The sequence below is a fragment of the Corynebacterium sp. HMSC11E11 genome (assembly GCF_001807025.1).
GTDB classification, from domain to species: domain Bacteria; phylum Actinomycetota; class Actinomycetes; order Mycobacteriales; family Mycobacteriaceae; genus Corynebacterium; species Corynebacterium freneyi.
The window spans coordinates 1-18607 of sequence record NZ_KV787130.1 but is presented as its reverse complement, the minus strand read 5'-3'; the positions used below and the strand labels follow the sequence as shown (position 1 = coordinate 18607).

Below are 18607 nucleotides of genomic sequence, written 5' to 3'. Positions count from 1 at the left end.
AATTACGCACTCCAGATCCGGATGAGCCGGTTAACCGCCGATTACCGCAACTCCCGCGACTCCCGTGCCCCGCGCCAGGTGATGACCGCGCCGGCCACCGCCACCAGAACGATGCCGGCCGCCATGGACCCCGTCAGCCGGTCACCGGAGAACGTCCACCCCAGGAGGGCGCCGATGACCGGGTCCAATGCGAAGAGGGTGCCGACGATCGCCGCCGACGTGATGCCGGCGGCGATGGTGTCGACCACGTAGGGGACGACGGCGCCGATGAAACCGGAGATGATGATGGTGACCCACATCGAACCGTCGACGAACGGTGCGGCGGGGACGGAAAACGGCGTGAGGATCAGCGCGGCGACGACCACGGACAGCGCCAGGTCCGGCATGCCGCCGCCCTCGGCGCCTCCCATCCGGGCGGCGAAAAGCGTGTAGGCGCCGAAGAAGATCGCGCCGACCGCGGCGTATCCGATGCCGATGATGTCCAAATCGTTGGAGGGCTGCGCGATCAGGGCGACGCCGATGAACGCGACGACGGCCCACAGGCGCGAACGCCACATCGTCAGCCCCAGGAAAGACACGACGCAGGGCCCGAGGAAGTCGATGGTCACGGCGACGCCCTGGGGGAGGCGGGCGATGGCCGCGTAGACCATCATGCTCATCATGCCCATCGCGATGCCGTAGACCACGATGTTGATCACCCGGGCGCGCGTCATCCCGGACAGCTTCGGGCGGAACAACACCACCATGATGATGGCCGCGGCGGCCATGCGCAGTCCCGAAATACCCGGGGCACCGACCGTGGACAGCATGTCCGTCACCAGCACCGCCGCGGCCTGGGTTCCGATGGAACCGATGAGAACCAGAACGACCGGGGCCACCGGCAGAGTCAGAAACCGGTTGACGCTCCGCAGTAACGGCCCCTGCCGGGGAACCCGCCGGGGCGGCCGCCCGGTGATCCGCGGGGCGATTCCGGTGTGGTTGTTTTCGCGCGACACCGCTGCGATGTTAGTGCTTTGTGTACAGGGCCGATGGCCCTGCTTCCAGCGAGGACGATCCGGGCACATCTGTCGAAGCTGGGGCTAGCTGTGCTGACCGGAGACGTTGGTCGAATCTATGCGATCCGACCACATGACGAAGACCTCCAATGTGGAATGGGAATTGCCCTAATCCAACCCAGCCACACAGGAGGTCTTCTGTGGTTCACTCTAACGCGGCAGTTACTGCGTCCAGATGAGCAAGACATGCTCGCGAACGTGGACTTTGTGAGTGCGATCGCGACCAGAAGCGGTAGGATTGATCGTGAAGAGCCGTCGATACTGCTGCCTCGGAATGTCTCTGTTTTCTCGAAAACGGCGGCGCTAAGCACCTTGCTGATACGTATAAAGATACGTGGCAGATAATGGAATGGGAATGGGGGTTTATGACTATGAATCATTTAACAACACTGCTGAAGAATTATAATGATTTGGATAATGAATCAAAATTTGCAAAGATTTCGGATGATATTTGGAAGATTGGTTCATTGGGGGAAATCAAAAAAGAAGTTGGCGATGAAACTTTCACGTTTCATATAATTGTAAATCTGATAGGGGGTTGGAAATCTGATGGATGGGATTATGTTTTTGCAGAAGGCTATGCCATATTGCCGTATGTAGCAGGGGCATTGAATGAATTAGGATTGACAGAACTAAAGAATCAATTCGACAATACTGCCGTCTGGCTAAATGAATATTTTGGAAATGTAGGGGTTGAGTTTCTTAACTTTGACAAGGAAATGGACGAAAAAACTCACTACGATGTAATAAACGTGTTGAGTAATCCTAGATTTAAAGTTGAAGATGAAAAATTAAATTGCATTAGCATGGACGATAGAAAAATAGTAAGCAGAAAATATAAGACTGAAATAGGAAAATTGGAGGATATTTCGGAAAAGCTTTGGGGTTATGGGGCGGAGGAAGATGGTTGGAAAAATGTTTTGGATTTTATTTCAAAGCATCAATAGCAAATCAAAGCTCATGCTGGGCGGAGGCTGCATAGTGCCTCAACTTTCGTCTGCTCACATCGGTGCTTCTTGAGAGTTTTCGATGAATGTCACCCGCGACCCGGGATTAGGGGCTTGGGAGTTTTCTGCAGTCTGCACGAAAGCATGACCGGGAGCGTGAGTTGACTGGACGTCGAAAAGGAGTAGCGGGGGAGCCGCCGTAAAGGGGCAAAAGTGAGGGGCACCCGGAAAACCGGGTGCCCCTCTTCGCGTGCTCGGAATTGAGCTGGTCTGCGAACTACACGTCGCGGACGTGGCCCGTGAAGTGCGGGCGCCGCTTCTTGCGGTCCCACGCCACGATGTCGGTGCCGCCGCGGCCCTCGCCGTCGACGACCTCGCCGGCGCGGGTGATGGCGACCATCACCGTCGCCGGAACGATCACCGGGGCGCCGAAGTCGATGTGGAACTCGAACGGGGCGCCGCCCGGCACATCGGACTCCGCCAACGCGCGCGACGCGGTGTACATGCCGTGCGCCACGACGCCCGGCATGCCCAGCGCCTTCGCCGTCAGGCCCGTGACGTGAATCGGGTTCCAGTCGCCGGACACCTTCGCCCACGTGCGACCGATCGAACCCGGAATGCGCCACTGCGCCGTCGGACGCGGCACCTTGAACTGCGGCCGCTTGGACTGGCCGGCCGAATCGTCGAGAGGCTCGAGGTCGTCAAGCTTCTTGCCCTTGGCCAGGTACACCGAGGTCTCCTCGACCAGCACCTCGCCGTCACGCGACACGGTCGCCTCGTGCACGACCTCCGTGCCCGAACGGTGCGCGCGGAAACCCGCCACACGGACCTCCACGTCGACGTCCGCACCCACCGGAACCGGCTTGAGCTGGCGGTACGTGTTCGACGTGTGGATCAGACCCATCATCGGCAGCGGGAAATCATCGGCCGCCATCAACTCCATCTGCAACGGCATGATCAACGCATGCACGTGGCCGAAGAACGCCGAATTGGCAACATGATCGACCGGCGGGGCACCGGCGACGCGACGGAAGTCCTCGTCGCGCGACGCCGACACCTTCACGCCCTTGACCGCCAGAGCCGGGGTCTTCAGCTTCGACGTCCGATTCGAACGCGCGCCGCCCGTCGCCGCCTTCGCGTACAGCGGAACCAGCGACGGAACCTCGGACAGGATCTTGGCTTCAGTCATGCCCGCGCCCCCTTACTGGCCCACGATGTTCTGACCGCACACGCGCAGAACCTCGCCGTTGACGCCCAGCGCACGGTCGGAGACCAGGAACGAAATCGCCTGCGCGACGTCACCCGGCTGACCACCCTGCTGCAGCGAGTTCACGCGACGCGCGACCTGACGGTTGACGAACGGAATCGCCGCGGTCATGTCGGTCTCGATGAAGCCCGGGGCGACGGCGTTGATGTTGCCGCCGAGCTTGGCCACGCGGTCGGCGGTGGCCTCCACCATCGCGATCACGCCGGCCTTCGACGTGGCGTAGTTCGTCTGGCCGCGGTTGCCCGCGATGCCCGACGTCGACGCCATCGTGGCGATGCGCGGCGACTTCTGGAACGCCTCGTGCGCCAGCAGCTGCTCGTTCATCGTCAGCTGCGCCTCGATGTTGACGGCGATGACCGAACCCCACTTGGCCTCGTCCATGTTCGCCAGCATCTTGTCGCGGGTGATGCCCGCGTTATGCACCACGATGTCCAGCTTGCCGAAACGCTGCTTCGCGGCGTCGGCGATGCGGTTGCCGGCGTCGTCGGAGGTGATGTCGAGCTGCAGGGCCAGGCCGCCCAGCTCGTTGGCGACCTTCGACAGCGCGTCGCCGGCCGGGGGCACGTCGATGACGATGACGTCCGCGCCGTCGGCCTTCATCTGGCGGGCGATGGCCGCGCCGATGCCGCGGGCCGCACCGGTGATCGCCGCGACCTTGCCGACCAGCGGCTTGTCCCAATCAGCAGGGATTTCGCCGGCGGAGGAGGACACGGTGAGGAACTGGCCGTCGACGAACGCCGAACGACCCGAAAGGAAGAAGTGCAGCGACGCGACCACCGACGGGGCGGTGACGTCGACGCCGTCGTGGACGAGGATGCCGTTGGCGGTGGAGCCGCCGCGAACCTCGTGGCCCATCGAACGGACCAGGCCCTCGACGCCGCCGCGGGTTGCGTTGAGCGCGACGTCGATGTCGGTGCCGTGCTCCGCCTTGGCGCGGGAGATCACGATGAAACGGCCGCCCTTGTCCAGCTTGCGCAGGTGCTTCGCGGCGGCGAGGACCGGGCCCTGCAGCTCCTTCGGGCGCTTGGCCTCGGTGACCACGACCACGATGGCGCCGACCTTGTCGTCGCCGGCCTGGTCGCGGCGGACGTTGAGGTCCCAGTCGGCCAGCTGCTTGGCGACGGCGTCGGCGTCGGCGCCGGAACCGGTCACGAGGACCTTGTCGTTCTTCAGCAGCGGCTCGCCGGGCTTGTGGCGGCGCAGGTGCGGGGGCTGGGGAAGGCCGAGGGACTTGGCGACGCCCGTGAGCGGGCCGCCGTTGACCAGTTCCTGGTACTTGTCTGCCATGTCAGATGCTCCTAAATGTGTTCAGCGCGTGACTTGATGTGGGGTGCGGTACGCGTCAGTTACGGACGGGCCTCGAGGATGGCGACGACGCCCTGGCCGCCTGCGGCGCAGACGGAGATCAGGCCGCGGGCGACCTTGCCGGTCTCGTCGGCCTTGGCGCGCAGCATCTTCGCCAGCGAAGCGGTGATGCGGCCGCCGGTGGCGGCGAAGGGGTGGCCGCAGGCCAGCGAGGAACCGTTGACGTTGAGCTTCTCGCGCGGCACGGAGCCCAGGGCACCGTCGAGGCCGAGCTTCTCGCGGCAGTAGTCCTCGTCCTCCCAGGCCTTCATCGTCGAGCACACGGTGCCGGCGAAGGCCTCGTGGATCTCGAAGAAGTCGATGTCGTCGAAGGTCAGGCCCTGGCGGGCGAGCAGGCGCGGGGTGGCGTAGACCGGGGCCATGAGCAGGCCCTCGTCACCGTGGACGAAGTCGACGGCGGCGGACTCGACGTCGACGACGTCGGCCAGCACCGGCAGACCGCGCTCGGCGGCCCACTCCTCGGAGGAGATGAGCACGGCGGAGGCGCCGTCGGTCAGCGGGGTGGAGTTGCCGGCGGTCATGGTCGGCTCGGCCTCCAGGCCGCGGCCGAAGACCGGCTTCAGCTTGGCCAGCTTCTCCGTGGTGGAGTCGGCGCGCAGGTTGGTGTCGCGGGTGACGCCCTTGTACGGAGTGATCAGGTCATCGAAGAAGCCTTCGTCGTAGGCGCGGGCCAGGTTCTGGTGCGACTTGGCGGCCAGCTCGTCCTGCTCGGCGCGGGTGACGCCCCACTCGGCGGTGGTGATGGCTTGGTGCTCGCCCATCGACAGGCCGGTGCGCGGCTCGCCGGTCGACGGGGTGTCCGGAGCCAGGTCGGCCGGGCGGACCTTCAGGAAGACCTTCGCCATGTCCAGGGTGGACTTCTGGCGGCTGGCCTCCAGCAGGATCCTGCGCAGGCGGTCGTTGACGGCGATCGGGGCGTCGGAGGTGGTGTCCACGCCGCCGGCGATGCCGGCGTCGATCTGGCCGAGCTTGATCTTGTTGGAGATGGAGGACAGGGCCTCCATGCCGGTGGCGCAGGCCTGCTGAATGTCGTAGGCAGGGGTGGCCGGGTCCAGGGCGGAGCCCAGGACACACTCGCGGGCGAGGTTGAAGTCGCGGGAGTGCTTGAGCACGGCGCCGGCGGCGACGGAACCGAGGCGCTCGCCGGACAGGCCGTAACGGGCGACGAGGCCGTCGATGGCGGCGGTGAGCATGTCCTGGTTCGACGCGTTGCTGTATTCCTTGTTGGAACGCGCGAACGGGATGCGGTTGCCGCCGACGATGACGGCGCGGCGCGGGGTGTTCTGGGTGGGCTGGGTCGTCATGTGACTGGTCCCTTCCTTGATCGCTATGTGTGATCTGAGTAACTAAATGTAGACATTATCCCGTATTGCGGGCCATGTCACCTCCTTGGCGAAATCCCCCCGATTCGAGGCTCCCCTCCGGTCGACCCCGGGGCCTACCGCCGAACTCTCCGCCCGGGCCTCCCTCCCGATCGGGGCATCGCGGGGAAGACCGGTCGGCCGGGGTCTATGCTCTATCCCCATGCGACCCGAACTTTCCGCGTACAGCCACCTGACGGCGGGCAAGGTGCGCGAGATCTACGAAGTCGACGACGACACCCTGCTCATGGTCGTCTCCGACCGGATCTCCGCGTACGACCACATCCTGGACACGCCCATCCCCGACAAGGGCCGGGTGCTCACCGCGATGAGCGTCTTCTTCTTCGACGAACTCGACTTCCCCAACCACCTCGCCGGCGCCGCCGACGACGAGCGCATCCCGGCCGAGGTGCTGGGCCGCGCGTTGGTGTGCCGGAAGCTGGAGATGCTGCCGTTCGAGTGCGTCGCCCGCGGGTACCTGACCGGCTCCGGCCTGGTCGAGTACCGCGAGTCCGGCACCGTCTGCGGCATCGAGCTGCCCGAGGGACTGACCGAGGGGTCGAAGCTGCCCGAGCCGATCTTCACCCCGGCGACGAAGGCCGAGATCGGCGACCACGACGAAAACGTCCCGTTCTCCCGCGTCGTGGAGTCGCTGGGCGAGGACCGCGCCAACGAGCTGCGCGACGCCACCCTGTCCATCTACTCCCGCGCCGCCGAGCTGGCCCTGGAGCGCGGCATCATCCTGGCGGACACGAAGTTCGAGTTCGGCCTCGACGCCGACGGCGGGCTGGTCCTGGCCGATGAGGTGCTCACCCCGGACTCCTCCCGCTACTGGCCGGCGGACTCCTACGTGGAGGGGCAGGTCAATCCGTCGTTCGACAAGCAGTACGTGCGCAATTGGCTGACGTCGGCGAAGTCCGGCTGGGACAAGAACGCCGGCACGCCCCCGCCGCCGCTGCCCGGTGGCGTCGTCGAGGCCACCCGCGAGCGCTACATCGAGGCGTACGAGCGCATCTCCGGCCGCCGCTTCTCCGACTGGATCGGCGACCCCGCGTGACCGAAGCCCCCGTCGCCGCCCGCCGCCCTCACGTCCGCGCCCATCACGGGCGGGAGTTCGCCGACGACTACGAGTGGTTGCGCGACAAGTCGGACCCGGAGGTCATCGCGCACCTCAATGCGGAAAACGCGCACACCGACGCGATGACGGCGGATCTCGGCGACCTGACGGAGTCGATTTTCGGCGAGATCAAGTCCCGGGTGCAGGAGACCGACATGTCGGTGCCGGTGCGTTCGGGCGACTGGTGGTACTACTCGCGCACCCTGGAGGGGAAGTCCTACGGGCTGTCGTGCCGCATGCGCGCCGACGGCGACGACTGGACCCCTCCGACCATTCCGGACGCCGCGCCGGGCGAGCCGGTGCCGGGGGAGGAGATCCTGCTCGATCTCAACGAGCTGGCCGAGGGCCATGATTTCTTCTCGCTGGGCGCCGCGTCGGTCACGGTCGACGGCAATCTGCTGGCCTATTCCACGGACGTCGTCGGCGACGAGCGGTACACGCTGCGCATCAAGGATCTGCGCACCGGCGAGCTGTACGACGACGTCATCCCCGACATCGCCGCGGGCGCCACGTGGGTCGGTTCGGGTCACCTGTTCTATCAGCGGCTCGACGAGGCGTGGCGGCCGGATTCGGTGTGGCGGCATGCCGTCGGCACGCCCGCATCGGAGGACGTGCGCGTCTTCCACGAGCCGGACGAGGCCTACTGGGTGGGCGTCGGCACGACGCGCAGCGAGAAGTACCTGATCTTCGAGGCGGGCTCCAAGATCACGTCGGAGACCTGGTACCTGGAGTGCGCGGATCCGACGGCGGAGCCGACGTGCGTGCGTCCGCGCGAGCGGGGCGTCGAGTACGACGTGGATCATGCGGTCATCGGCGGCCAGGACGTGTGGCTGGTCACGCACAACATGACGGGCCCGAATTTCGCCCTCGGCGCGGTGCCGGTCGGTTCCTTCGAGTCGGTGGATGATCTCCGCGAGCTCATCGCGCACCGCGACGACGTGCGCGTCGAGGGCGTCGATTGCTTCGCCGGCCACCTCGTCGTGGCGTACCGGTCCGGCGGCATCGGCAGGCTCGCCCTGTCGGTGCTCGACGGTTCTTCGCTTGACGACGCCGATCCGGTTTTCTCCGAGCTCGAGTTCCCGGAGGAGCTCTACACGGCGGCGTCGGCGGGTAATCCGGAGTGGGGGGCGCCGGTGCTGCGTTTTTCCTACGGGTCGTTCACCATGCCGACGGAGGTGTGGCAGCTCGACGTGGCCACCGGGGCGCGGGAGATGCTCAAGCGTCAGCCCGTGCGCGGCGGGTACGAGCCGTCGGATTACGTGGCGGAGCGCCGGTGGGTCACCGCCCGCGACGGTGCGAGGGTGCCGGTGTCGCTGGTGCGCCGCGCCGACTTGGACACGTCGGTGCCGAATCCGCTGCTGCTGTACGGCTACGGGTCGTATGAGGCGCCCATCGACCCGGGTTTCTCCGTGGCGCGATTGTCGCTGCTGGATCGCGGCATGATTTTCGCCATCGCGCACGTCCGCGGCGGCGGCGAGATGGGCCGGGCCTGGTGGGAGCAGGGCCGCGGGTTGACCAAGAAGAACACGTTCACCGACTTCATCGACGTCGCCGATGACCTGCTCGACGCCGGCATCACCGCCCGGGACCGCATGGTCGCCGACGGTGGTTCGGCCGGCGGCATGCTCATGGGCGCGGTGGCGAACATGGCGGGCGATCGGTTCGCCGGCATCGAGGCGGTCGTGCCCTTCGTCGACCCGCTGACGTCGATGCTCATGCCCGAGCTGCCGTTGACGGTGGTGGAGTGGGACGAGTGGGGAGACCCCTTCCATGAGGAGGAGGTCTACGACTACATGGCGTCGTACGCCCCGTACGAAAACGTCGAAGCGAAGAAGTACCCGCCGATTCTGGCGGTGACCAGTCTCAACGACACTCGCGTGCTGTACGTGGAGCCGGCGAAGTGGATCGCGAAGCTGCGCGAGGTCGCCGGCGGCGTCGAGGGATCGGGGCCGTTCCTGCTGAAGACCGAGATGAGCGCGGGCCACGGCGGCGTGTCCGGCCGCTACGCCAAGTGGCGCGAGACCGCGTTCCAGTACGCGTGGCTGCTGCGGGCGGCCGGGGCGGCCTGACCGGGAGGAACGGGCCAGGGATTAGCCCGCCGTTTGAGTGGGCGTCCACTGGCCGTCACCGAAAATTCATCCGGTGATGTTTTCCTTGGCTCATGACCGCCGTCTCGCCCGCCCTCGTGGTGTCGGTGTCGGGCATCCGGGATGACCGGCTGCTCGACGCCGCACGTTTCACCGCCGCCCTGGAGTACCGGGGCATTTCCCCGTCGCTGCTGGTCGCGCCGCATTTGGGCGTCGATTGGTCCCTGCGCGATTCGCCGGCGGTGCTGGATTGGGTGCAGCGTCGGCGGGACGAGGGCGCCGAGATCCTGCTCGCCGGCTACGACCAGTCCGACCGGGGCCGTCGCGGGGAGTTCGCGGCGCTCGACGCCCACGAGGCCCGTCTGCGGTTGACCGCGGCGACGCGCCAGATGCGGGCCCTGAGCCTGGACACCGACATGTTCGCCCCGCCGCGCTGGCTGATGTCGCCGGGCACGCTGGAGGTGCTGCCGGACCTCGGTTTCCGCATCGCCGCCGATTTGCACGGCGTCCACGACCTGGTCACCGGGGCCACCGACCCCACCCGCGTGCTGGCGGTGGGAGAAGGCTTCGGCGCGGCCGGCTGGTGGCGTCGGGCGATGCGCAATTCCGTCAACCGCGCCATCGCCGACGGCCGACCGATCCGCATCTCCGTGTCCGCCGGCCGTCTGCGCGACGAGAAGGTCCGCCGCGACATTCTCCGCCTCCTCGACCTGGCCATGTCCGCGGGCGTCGCCCCGGCGGGCTACGGCGCGGTGCCCCTACGATGGGCGGCATGAGCGACGGCACGCAGACCACCGGTTCCCTGTACGACATTCCCGTCACCACCATCGACGGGCGCGACACCACGTTGGCGGAGTGGGCGGGCCACGTCCTGCTCATCGTCAACGTCGCCAGCGAATGCGGCCTGACGCCGCAGTACGAGGCACTGCAGGAGCTGCAGGACGAGTTCGCCATGCGCGGCTTCTTCGTCCTCGGCTTCCCGTGCAACCAGTTCGGCGGCCAGGAACCCGGCACGGAGGAGCAGATCGAGCAGTTCTGCCGGTCCACCTACGGGGTGGAGTTCCCCATGTTCGCAAAGATCGACGTCAACGGCGACGACGCCCACCCGCTGTACCGGCGACTGACGCAGTTCGCGGACGCCGACGGCGAGGCGGGCGACGTGGCGTGGAACTTCGAGAAGTTCGTCGTCGACGACTCCGGCGAGATCGTCGGCCGATTCCGCCCCCGCACCGAACCCGACGACGACGCGATCATCGACCTCATCGAGGAGCATCTGCCGGTGTAGCCGTCGGATCGGACGCGAACTCCGGGTCCGCCTCCCCGTACTCGCCGTCGTTCGCGTCGTTCGCGTCGCCCAGGGCCGCCGACGGTTCCGGTGCGATCGGGTCCTCCAACCGTCCGGTCGCGCCCCAGCCCATGATTCCGCTGCGGTTGCGCAGGTTCATGCGGGCCAACCCGACGCGGCCGAGTTCGTCGCCGCCGACGGTGACCACGTCGCCGGACACCGCCACGACGATGTTGACGTGATGGCCGAACGGGCCGGGGTAGTCGTAGAAGATCAGGTCGCCGATCTGCGGGGAGAACTCCGGGTCGTCGTCGGCGTCGATGTACGCGCCCCGATCCGCCATCACCCCGGCCAACTCCAGCGGGTCGTCGATCAACCACGCATCGACGTCACCCGCCGTCTCGGGGCGCACCGGCAGACCGGCCTCGTCGAGCACCCACGACACGAAAGCCGCATCCCACCGCCCCTCCGGAGCCGATGAGCCGTCGTCAAGCACCGCCGCCTCATCGCCCCGCGAGAAATACCGCGCACCGTCGGGCTGCTCCCCGTACTGCTCCCGCCCGATCTCCGCGATCCGCTGCTGGTACGTCGGCCGCTCGGGATCGACGTCCGGGAACTCGCCCCCGCGCCACGCCAACACGTTGACCGGCCCCCACGCCGACATCGCCGCGCCGAAGACGAAAACGAAGGACAACAGCAGAATCGGCCAGGGGGCGAGCCGGAAACGGCGGGAACGGTCGGCGTCGGTCATGGGCTCAGGATAGCGACGGCAATGGTCGCCGCCCCCGCCTAGTAGAGTTGACCCCGGAAATGCGTCCCGCGACCAGGCGGGGCTTCCCACCGAACAACAGGAGCACTTACGTGGCGCGTGTAGTTGTCAATGTGATGCCCAAGGCGGAGATCCTCGACCCGCAGGGCCAGGCCGTCCACCGGGCCCTGGGACGCATCGGCGTCTCCGGAATCTCGGACGTTCGCCAGGGCAAGCGATTCGAGCTCGAGGTCGACGACTCCGTCACCGACGAGGACCTCAACCGCCTGGCGGAAACCCTGCTGGCGAACACGGTCATCGAGGACTTCGAGGTCGTCCGCGAGGAGGGCAAGTGACCGCCAAGATCGGCGTCATCACCTTCCCCGGCACCCTCGATGACGTCGACGCCGCCCGCGCCGTCCGGCTGGCCGGCGCCGAGTCGGTCGACCTGTGGCACGCCGACGCCGACCTGAAGGGCGTCGACGCCGTCGTCGTGCCCGGCGGCTTCTCCTACGGCGACTACCTGCGCAGCGGCGCCATCTCGGCGCTGGCCCCCGTCATGCGGTCCGTCATCGACGCCGCGGGCAAGGGCATGCCGGTGCTGGGCATCTGCAACGGCTTCCAGATCCTCACCGAAGCCGGCCTGCTGCCGGGCGCGTTGACCCGCAACGAGGGCCTGCACTTCGTGTGCCGCGACCTGCACCTCAAGGTCGAGAACACCGACACCGCGTGGACGTCGAAGCTGTCCGCCGGCCAGGAGATCCTCATCCCGTCGAAGCACGGCGAGGGCCGATTCCAGGCCGCCCCGGAGACCATCCGCGAGCTGGAGGAGGAGGGCCGCGTGGTGTTCCGCTACGTCGAAAACCCCAACGGCTCCATCAACGACATCGCCGGCGTGTGCAGCGCCGACGGCCGCGTCGTGGGCCTCATGCCGCACCCGGAGCACGCCGTCGAGGCGTTGACCGGCCCGTCGCTCGACGGTCTCGAGCTGTTCCTGTCCGCCGTTTCCACCATCGGCGCGTAAAGGGAGGACCGACATGACCGACAACACCCCGCACGCCAACGTCCACGACGACACCGTCGACAACGCCGCCGCCACCCCGGACCTCGCCCAGCCCTGGGCCGAGCTGGGCCTGAAGGAGGACGAGTACGCCCGCATCCGCGAGATCCTCGGCCGCCGCCCCACCGACGCCGAGCTGGCCATGTACTCCGTGATGTGGTCGGAGCACTGCTCCTACAAGTCGTCGAAGGTGCACCTGCGCTACTTCGGCGAGACCACCACGGACGCCATGAAGGAGAAGATGCTGGCGGGCATCGGCGAAAACGCCGGCGTCGTCGACATCGGCGACGGCTGGGCCGTCACCTTCAAGGTGGAGTCCCACAACCACCCGTCGTACGTCGAGCCGTACCAGGGTGCGGCCACCGGCGTCGGCGGCATCGTCCGCGACATCATGGCCATGGGCGCCCGCCCGGTCGCCGTGATGGACCAGCTGCGCTTCGGCCCCGCCGATGCCCCGGACACGCAGCGAGTGCTGCCGGGCGTCGTCGCCGGCGTCGGCGGCTACGGCAACTGCCTGGGCCTGCCGAACATCGGCGGCGAGACCGTGTTCGACGAGTCCTACGCCGGCAACCCCCTGGTCAACGCCCTGTGCGTCGGCGTGCTGCCGGTGGAGGACCTCCACCTGGCGTTCGCGTCGGGCACGGGCAACCGCGTGGTGCTCTTCGGTTCCCGCACGGGTCTCGACGGCATCGGCGGCGTGTCGGTGCTGGCGTCGGACACCTTCGAGGAGGGCGCGGAGCGCAAGCTGCCGGCCGTCCAGGTGGGCGACCCGTTCGCCGAGAAGGTGCTCATCGAGTGCTGCCTCGACCTGTACAAGGCCGGCGTCGTCGTCGGCATCCAGGACCTCGGCGGCGCGGGCCTGTCCTGCGCGGTGTCCGAGCTGGCGGCCGCCGGCGACGGCGGCATGGAAATCAACCTGGACAACGTGCACCTGCGTGCCGAGAACATGACCGCCGCGGAGATCCTGTCGTCGGAGTCCCAGGAGCGCATGTGCGCCGTGGTGAAGCCGGAGGACATGGACGAGTTCATGGCCATCTGCGCGAAGTGGGACGTCATCGCGTCCGACATCGGCGTGGTCACCGACGGCGAGAACCTGGTGGTCACCCACGACGGCAAGGTCGTCGTCGACGCCCCGCCGAAGACCATCGCCGACGAGGGCCCGACCTACCACCGTCCGTACGCCCGTCCCGAGTGGCAGGATGCGCTGCAGCAGACCCCGGATCTGGCCCGCCCGGCCTCGTCCGATGAGCTGCGCGCGACCGTGCTGGATCTGGCGGCGTCGCCGGCGCTGTGCTCGCGTGCGCACATCACCGAGCAGTACGACCGGTACGTCCGCGGCAACACCGTCGCGGCGAAGGATGCCGACGCCGGCGTGCTGCGCGTCAACGAGGAGACCGGTCGCGGCGTGGCGGTGTCCACCGACGCGTCGGGCCGCTACACCAAGCTCGATCCGCGCACGGGCACCCGTCTGGCGTTGGCGGAGGCGCACCGCAACGTGTCGGTCACCGGCGCGATGCCGTATGCGGTGTCCAACTGCCTGAACTTCGGTTCCCCGGAGAACCCGGACGCGATGTGGCAGTTCGCCGAGGCCGTCCGCGGTCTGGCCGATGGTGCGGCGGAGCTCAACGTTCCGGTCACCGGCGGCAACGTGTCGTTCTACAACCAGACCGGCGACGAGCCGATTCTGCCGACCCCGGTCATCGCGGTGCTGGGCATCGTCGAGGACGTGGAGAAGGTCATCGGCAACCGCCTCGCCCAGGATGGCGTCGAGGATGAGGTCCTGTACCTGCTCGGCGAGACCTTCGACGAGCTGGGTGGTTCGATCTGGCAGCAGGTCGCCCACGATGCGTTGGGCGGCATGCCGCCGGCGATCGACCTGGCCAACGAGGAGAAGCTGACGGAGTTCTTCCACGGCACCATCGAGTCCCGCGGCGAGCATTTCGTCTCCGCCGCCCGTGACCTGTCGGAGGGTGGCCTGTCGCAGGCCATCGTCGAGGCCGCGGTTCAGTCGGGCGTCGGCATCGAGGTTTCGCTTGACGACGTTTCCGCCGACCCGTTCGTGGCCCTGTTCTCGGAGTCGGCCTCGCGCGCTTTGGTCGCGGTGCCGGCCGGTGCCGCCGCGGACCTGGAGGCCCGTGCCGCCGAGGTGGGCGTGCCGTTCGCGAAGATCGGCCGCGTCCTGACCGGCGATGACGAGAAGGTCATCCGCGTGTCCGGCGGCGACATCTCCTTCGAGATCCCCGTCTCCGAGGCGGAGTCCGCTTGGCGCGACACCCTGCCGAAGCTGTTCGCCCACGCGGCGGGCGCGAACTCGGTGGTCGAAGCGGAGTAATCCGTTTTTCGGCGAAAACCGGCTCTTCCGCGATGGCGGGAGGGCCGGTTTTGCGTGCGCGGCGGCGGACGGTCCACGCCGGCCATGGCCGTGGGATACGGTAGGCCGTATTCGATTGGCGGGCGGTCGCCGTGAACGGGTGGCCGTCGCAAAGCAATGCACGCCCGACCCGACGTGGAAGTGGAGACCCCATGAGCGACACCGCCCCGGCCGGCGCCCCGGCCACCGCACCCCGGAAGAAGAAGCCCGCACCCGGGATGGTGCCGGCCGTGATCGCGCTGGTGGTGGTCATTCTGCTCATCATCGGCGTCGGCGGGTACATGGTGTGGGGAGGCTCTGGTTCGGGTTCGGGCTCCGGTTCGGGCTCTGGTTCGGCGACGGAGGCCGGCGGCGGCACGTCGAATTCTGCCGACGGCGGCCGGTCCGGGGCGGAGGGAGCGTCGGAAGGTGAGGGCCTGAGTTTCCTCGCCCGCCGCGACGAGGCGGACCCGATGGCGGTGGGAGCCGTCGACGCGCCGGTCGTGCTGATCAATTATTCAGACTGGCGCTGCCCGTTCTGCGCGAAGTTCGCCCGCGACATCGAGCCGACTCTGATGGCGGATTACGTGGAGGTGGGCACGGTGCGCATCGAGTGGCGCGACATGCCGATCTTCGGCGAGGAATCGATGCTCGCCGCCCGCGCGGGCCGTGCCGCCGCGGAGCAGGGCACGTTCCGCGAGTTCCATGAGGTCGTCATGGCGGCGGCCCCCGAGCGCGGTCACGCCGACCTCAACGAGCAGGCGCTGATGGAGTTCGCCGAGCAGGCGGGCATCCCGGATCTGGAGAAGTTCCGCGCGGACATGACGTCGGATCGTTTCGACGAGGCGATCGCGAAGGACGCCGAGGAGGGCTCCCTGTACGGGGTGAATTCGACGCCGACGTTCATCGTGGGCAAGGGCGTGATCGTCGGTGCTCAGCCGTTGGAGTCGTTCGTCGAGGCCATCGAGTCTCAGCTGCCCGACGGGGCCGGGGAGTAGCGCGTGGGAGTCGGCTCGATCGGTGTCGTAGGGGCGTTTCTCGGCGGTTTGCTGTCGCTGTTGAGCCCGTGTTCGGCGTTGCTGTTGCCGTCGTTTTTCGCGTACGCCTTCGACGGCGTGGGCAAGTTGGTGCAGCGCACTGCCGTGTTTTACCTGGGCATGATCACGGTGCTCGTGCCGATGGGCGCCGGCGTCGGTGCGGTCGGGTCGCTGCTGACGGTGCACCGTTCGACCGTCACGATGGTCGCGGGGGTGGTGGTCATCGCTTTGGGCGTGTTCACCGGGTTGGGCGGCGGATTTCGGTTCGGTGGCCGGTTCGGCCCTGATGCGGAGGCGACGGCGCGGGGGACCGGCGTACTCAACGTCGCGGTGCTCGGTGCGGTGTACGGGTTGGCGGGATTTTGTTCGGGGCCGCTGCTCGGTGCGATTCTGACCGTCGCCTTGGCCGGCGGCTCGCCCGTGCAGGGTGGGGCTTTGATGGCGGTGTACGCGTTGGGCATGGCGGCGCCTCTGCTGCTCATGGCTCTGCTGTGGGAAAAGTTCGATCTGGGTTCGAGGTCGTGGTTGCGTCCGCGCAGCGTGAAGGTCGGCCCGGTGCACACGAATTCCCTGTCGTTGATCGCGGGTGTCGTGTTGGTGGGGTGGGTGTTCTGTTCATCGTCACCGGCGGCACCGCGGGGTTGGGCGGCGTGACGACGGTGGATCAGCAGTTCGCCATGCAGGAATGGCTGACGACCGTATCGGGCGCCGTGTCGGATCTGTGGGTCGTATTGGGAGTGCTCGTCCTCGTTGCCGTCGGGTTGGTCGTGTACCTGGTGCGCGGCGCGCGCCGGGCATCGGACGACGCGATAGAGTAGGCGCGGACGTTCGCTCCCTCGGCATCTGTGGCCCCCACACTCATGTCCGATCACGCGCATGCCCGCTCATGCGCCTTCCCTCTCATGCGCATGCCCGCCCACGCTCGTGCCCGCTCACGTGCATGCCACAGCATCGTCGATGATGCGCGGTTACAGGATCCGACCGAGGTGGCGCTTTCCGGTGAGCAGGATTCCCAGCGACAACACCAGTGATGCTGCGCCAAACCAATAGGGGACACCGGCACCGAATGTGGCTGCCAAGGGGCCGGAGACCGCGGGGGCGATGGCACCGCCGAGGAAACGCAGGCCCGAATAGGTGGAGGACGCGACGCCGCGGGGGAGGTCGGTGGCTTCCATCACGGCCTCGGTGAGGACGGTGTTGAAGACGCCGATGAACACGCCGGCGACGATGACCAGCACGATGACGGCGATGAGGTTTTCCGCGCCGAATCCGAGTGCCGCAAGGAGAATGCCGAAACCGCTCAAGATGGCGATCAGGACCGGAAAGAGGCCGAACGATTGCGTGAGCCGCGGTGCGAGGAACACTGAGGAGATCGCGAGAGAGAGACCCCAGCCGAAGAACACGAAGCCGAGTTCGATCGCCCCGAAATTATTGCCTGCCGCGGCGGCGGCCTGGTCGATCGGGTAGGGGGAGTAGGCGAGCAGCGTGAAGAAGCCGAAGTTGTAGAAGAAGGCGACGAGTCCCAAAGTGAGCAACGTCGGTTCCTTCAGTGCGACGAGGCCCGCGTCGAATGCAACAGGATCCGGCTTTTTCGGCCCGAGCTTCAGCAGCGTTGCGATTGCGAGGAAGCCGATGGCCATGAGCACCGCGGTGCCGTAGAAGGGTGCGCGCCAGGAGATGGAGCCGAGCAGTCCGCCTGCGAGCGGGCCGACGGCGAGGCCGATGCCCATGGCGGCCTCGTAAAGGATGATGGCCTGCCCGGCGCTGCCCGCGGCGGCGCCGACGATTGCGGCGAGGGCAGTTGAAATGAACAGCGCGTTTCCCAGGCCCCAGCCGGCCCGGAATCCAATGATCGTGTCGACGGAGTTCGCGGCTCCGGAGAGGAAGGCGAAGAGCACGATGAGGGCCAAGCCGGTCAAGAGCGTGACTTTCACGCCGATTTTTGACGAAATGGCGGCGCTGAAGAACATCGCCAACGCGGTGATGAGCAGATAGCTGGTGAACAGCAGCATGGTCTGGGTCGGTGACGCTTCGAGTTCGCGGCTGATCGCGGGAAGGATCGGGTCCACGAGTCCGATGCCCATGAACGAGACCGCGCAGGCGAATGCGAGGGCCCAGACTGCGATGGGTTGCTTGAGCATTGATTGCGTATCGGCGTCGGATGCCAAGGATTTCCTCCTCTGCGTGGTGCGGACGTACGGGTCTATCGGTTTTGGCCGAGCTCCTCGGTCAGGTGGTGCATGAGTTCGGCAGCGCGGGTGAGCGCGGCGAGATCTTCGTCCGTGAAGGTGTCGAAGATGGGCAGGATGTTTGCGGCGGAATCCGCGCGGTACTGCACGAGAACTTCGCGGCCATGGTCGGTGATCATCAGATCGGAGGCGCGTGCGTCCGATGGTGATGGGTGGCGGGTGACCAGGTTGGCGTCGACGAGTTTCTTGATTGCTTGGCTCATCGACGGCTGCGTGATGCCCTCGCGACGGGCGAGTTCGCCGACGCGAAGCCCCGGCTCGCGGGAGAGTGCGGCGAGAGCGCGGAGGGAAACGTAGGACAGTTCGACCTGCGTGGACTGATACGCGGCGCGAGCGAATCGGCTGCTTGCCCAGACGAGATCGTTCGCCAGTCGGGTCGCATCATCTTTTTGCATAGGGCGACTATATATGTCGCCTATGCATGTGGCGAGAGGGTGGCCCGAGAATCTGGTGGCATCTTCCTGTTGTCATTGGCGTGGGATGTCCTCGAAGCCGGCTGGCTTTGAAGCGCAATGTCCTGGAGGGGTTTTCCTCAGAACTGGCTGCGATGGAAGGGCTGCCCCAGAACGGGTTGTCCTCGAACGGCCTGCCCTCAGGACTGGATGCGCTGGAAGGGCTTCTCTCAGAAGGGAATTCCGGGGCGTGGTCCCAACGGCTTCGGCGGCTGCGGCACGCGGTG

At 66.9% G+C, this 18607-nt stretch carries 18 protein-coding genes; 11 read left to right on the top strand and 7 right to left on the bottom strand.

Annotated features, from left to right (window positions below; all coding sequences use genetic code 11):
• Positions 1-41 precede the first annotated feature (41 nt).
• Positions 42-878 (bottom strand): EamA family transporter, encoded by an 837-nt coding sequence (locus tag HMPREF3121_RS04305; RefSeq protein WP_246816072.1) that lies wholly within the window; start codon positions 876-878, stop codon positions 42-44.
• A 521-nt stretch (positions 879-1399) separates the two neighbouring features.
• Between HMPREF3121_RS04305 and HMPREF3121_RS12120 the strand changes: the two genes are divergently transcribed.
• The gene (locus tag HMPREF3121_RS12120; RefSeq protein WP_198028696.1) at positions 1400-2002 is read left to right on the top strand and encodes a hypothetical protein; all 603 of its coding nucleotides are present in this window, start codon (positions 1400-1402) and stop codon (positions 2000-2002) included.
• 277 nt (positions 2003-2279) lie between these two features.
• On the opposite strand, the gene HMPREF3121_RS04300 is transcribed toward HMPREF3121_RS12120, so the two are convergent.
• Genes HMPREF3121_RS04300 through HMPREF3121_RS04290 form a run of 3 tightly spaced genes read right to left on the bottom strand, consistent with a single transcriptional unit; the run spans position 2280 to position 5938 of the window.
• Complete coding sequence (locus HMPREF3121_RS04300) at positions 2280-3191, bottom strand: MaoC/PaaZ C-terminal domain-containing protein (RefSeq protein WP_070520172.1); 912 nt, start codon at positions 3189-3191, stop codon at positions 2280-2282.
• Between the two features lie 12 nt (positions 3192-3203).
• Complete coding sequence (locus tag HMPREF3121_RS04295) at positions 3204-4556, bottom strand: 3-oxoacyl-ACP reductase (protein ID WP_070520170.1); 1353 nt, start codon at positions 4554-4556, stop codon at positions 3204-3206.
• Between the two features lie 59 nt (positions 4557-4615).
• Positions 4616-5938, bottom strand: a complete 1323-nt coding sequence (locus HMPREF3121_RS04290; RefSeq protein ID WP_035122797.1) for an acetyl-CoA C-acetyltransferase — start codon at positions 5936-5938, stop codon at positions 4616-4618.
• A gap of 220 nt (positions 5939-6158) precedes the next feature.
• Here HMPREF3121_RS04290 and HMPREF3121_RS04285 point away from each other — a divergent pair, with 220 nt between their 5' ends.
• The 4 genes from HMPREF3121_RS04285 (at position 6159) to HMPREF3121_RS04270 (ending at position 10484) form a co-directional block, all read left to right on the top strand.
• Complete coding sequence (locus HMPREF3121_RS04285) at positions 6159-7052, top strand: phosphoribosylaminoimidazolesuccinocarboxamide synthase (protein ID WP_070520169.1); 894 nt, start codon at positions 6159-6161, stop codon at positions 7050-7052.
• A complete protein-coding gene (locus HMPREF3121_RS04280; protein WP_246816071.1) occupies positions 7049-9181 on the top strand; it encodes a S9 family peptidase in 2133 nt (710 codons plus the stop codon). The genes HMPREF3121_RS04285 and HMPREF3121_RS04280 overlap by 4 nt, the downstream gene beginning before the upstream one ends.
• A gap of 92 nt (positions 9182-9273) precedes the next feature.
• Positions 9274-9975 carry a DUF2334 domain-containing protein gene (locus HMPREF3121_RS04275; RefSeq protein WP_070520167.1) on the top strand — a complete coding sequence of 234 codons (702 nt, stop codon included), beginning with the start codon at positions 9274-9276 and terminating at the stop codon, positions 9973-9975.
• Positions 9972-10484, top strand: coding sequence for a glutathione peroxidase (locus tag HMPREF3121_RS04270; protein ID WP_070520165.1), 513 nt, complete (start codon positions 9972-9974; stop codon positions 10482-10484). Before HMPREF3121_RS04275 ends, HMPREF3121_RS04270 begins: the two co-directional genes overlap by 4 nt.
• Here the strand turns inward: HMPREF3121_RS04270 and HMPREF3121_RS04265 are convergent.
• Positions 10459-11235, bottom strand: a complete 777-nt coding sequence (locus HMPREF3121_RS04265) for a CHAP domain-containing protein (RefSeq protein ID WP_070520162.1) — start codon at positions 11233-11235, stop codon at positions 10459-10461. The genes HMPREF3121_RS04270 and HMPREF3121_RS04265 overlap by 26 nt on opposite strands.
• A gap of 110 nt (positions 11236-11345) precedes the next feature.
• Here HMPREF3121_RS04265 and purS point away from each other — a divergent pair, with 110 nt between their 5' ends.
• From purS to HMPREF3121_RS12865, 6 genes are all read left to right on the top strand, one after another.
• On the top strand, positions 11346-11588 hold the full coding sequence (purS, locus tag HMPREF3121_RS04260) for a phosphoribosylformylglycinamidine synthase subunit PurS (RefSeq protein ID WP_083291265.1): 243 nt from the start codon (positions 11346-11348) through the stop codon (positions 11586-11588).
• Positions 11585-12256 carry a phosphoribosylformylglycinamidine synthase subunit PurQ gene (gene purQ / locus HMPREF3121_RS04255; RefSeq protein ID WP_035122788.1) on the top strand — a complete coding sequence of 224 codons (672 nt, stop codon included), beginning with the start codon at positions 11585-11587 and terminating at the stop codon, positions 12254-12256. Before purS ends, purQ begins: the two co-directional genes overlap by 4 nt.
• 13 nt (positions 12257-12269) lie before the next feature.
• On the top strand, positions 12270-14624 hold the full coding sequence (purL, locus tag HMPREF3121_RS04250; RefSeq protein WP_070520160.1) for a phosphoribosylformylglycinamidine synthase subunit PurL: 2355 nt from the start codon (positions 12270-12272) through the stop codon (positions 14622-14624).
• Positions 14625-14815: 191 nt separating this feature from the next.
• Entirely contained in the window at positions 14816-15640 is an 825-nt protein-coding gene (locus HMPREF3121_RS04245; RefSeq protein WP_246816070.1) for a DsbA family protein, read from the top strand.
• A gap of 3 nt (positions 15641-15643) precedes the next feature.
• Entirely contained in the window at positions 15644-16333 is a 690-nt protein-coding gene (locus HMPREF3121_RS04240) for a cytochrome c biogenesis CcdA family protein (RefSeq protein WP_246816069.1), read from the top strand.
• On the top strand, positions 16282-16497 hold the full coding sequence (locus tag HMPREF3121_RS12865; RefSeq protein WP_246816068.1) for a hypothetical protein: 216 nt from the start codon (positions 16282-16284) through the stop codon (positions 16495-16497). Before HMPREF3121_RS04240 ends, HMPREF3121_RS12865 begins: the two co-directional genes overlap by 52 nt.
• Positions 16498-16647: 150 nt before the next feature.
• Here HMPREF3121_RS12865 and HMPREF3121_RS04235 read toward each other — a convergent pair whose 3' ends face one another.
• Together HMPREF3121_RS04235 and HMPREF3121_RS04230 are read right to left on the bottom strand one after the other, a co-directional pair.
• On the bottom strand, positions 16648-17847 hold the full coding sequence (locus HMPREF3121_RS04235; protein ID WP_210387249.1) for an MFS transporter: 1200 nt from the start codon (positions 17845-17847) through the stop codon (positions 16648-16650).
• Positions 17848-17882: 35 nt separating this feature from the next.
• Positions 17883-18323 (bottom strand): MarR family winged helix-turn-helix transcriptional regulator, encoded by a 441-nt coding sequence (locus tag HMPREF3121_RS04230; RefSeq protein WP_070520158.1) that lies wholly within the window; start codon positions 18321-18323, stop codon positions 17883-17885.
• Positions 18324-18607 lie beyond the last annotated feature (284 nt).

Excerpts from the sequence above, each read along its gene's own strand:
- HMPREF3121_RS12120 (WP_198028696.1), top strand. The coding sequence starts at position 1,400 with ATGGAATGGGAATGGGGGTTTATGACTATGAATCATTTAACAACACTG.
- HMPREF3121_RS04300 (WP_070520172.1), bottom strand. The coding sequence starts at position 3,191 with ATGACTGAAGCCAAGATCCTGTCCGAGGTTCCGTCGCTGGTTCCGCTG.
- HMPREF3121_RS04295 (WP_070520170.1), bottom strand. The coding sequence starts at position 4,556 with ATGGCAGACAAGTACCAGGAACTGGTCAACGGCGGCCCGCTCACGGGC.
- HMPREF3121_RS04290 (WP_035122797.1), bottom strand. The coding sequence starts at position 5,938 with ATGACGACCCAGCCCACCCAGAACACCCCGCGCCGCGCCGTCATCGTC.
- HMPREF3121_RS04285 (WP_070520169.1), top strand. The coding sequence starts at position 6,159 with ATGCGACCCGAACTTTCCGCGTACAGCCACCTGACGGCGGGCAAGGTG.
- HMPREF3121_RS04275 (WP_070520167.1), top strand. The coding sequence starts at position 9,274 with ATGACCGCCGTCTCGCCCGCCCTCGTGGTGTCGGTGTCGGGCATCCGG.
- HMPREF3121_RS04270 (WP_070520165.1), top strand. The coding sequence starts at position 9,972 with ATGAGCGACGGCACGCAGACCACCGGTTCCCTGTACGACATTCCCGTC.
- HMPREF3121_RS04265 (WP_070520162.1), bottom strand. The coding sequence starts at position 11,235 with ATGACCGACGCCGACCGTTCCCGCCGTTTCCGGCTCGCCCCCTGGCCG.
- purL (WP_070520160.1), top strand. The coding sequence starts at position 12,270 with ATGACCGACAACACCCCGCACGCCAACGTCCACGACGACACCGTCGAC.
- HMPREF3121_RS04245 (WP_246816070.1), top strand. The coding sequence starts at position 14,816 with ATGAGCGACACCGCCCCGGCCGGCGCCCCGGCCACCGCACCCCGGAAG.
- HMPREF3121_RS04230 (WP_070520158.1), bottom strand. The coding sequence starts at position 18,323 with ATGCAAAAAGATGATGCGACCCGACTGGCGAACGATCTCGTCTGGGCA.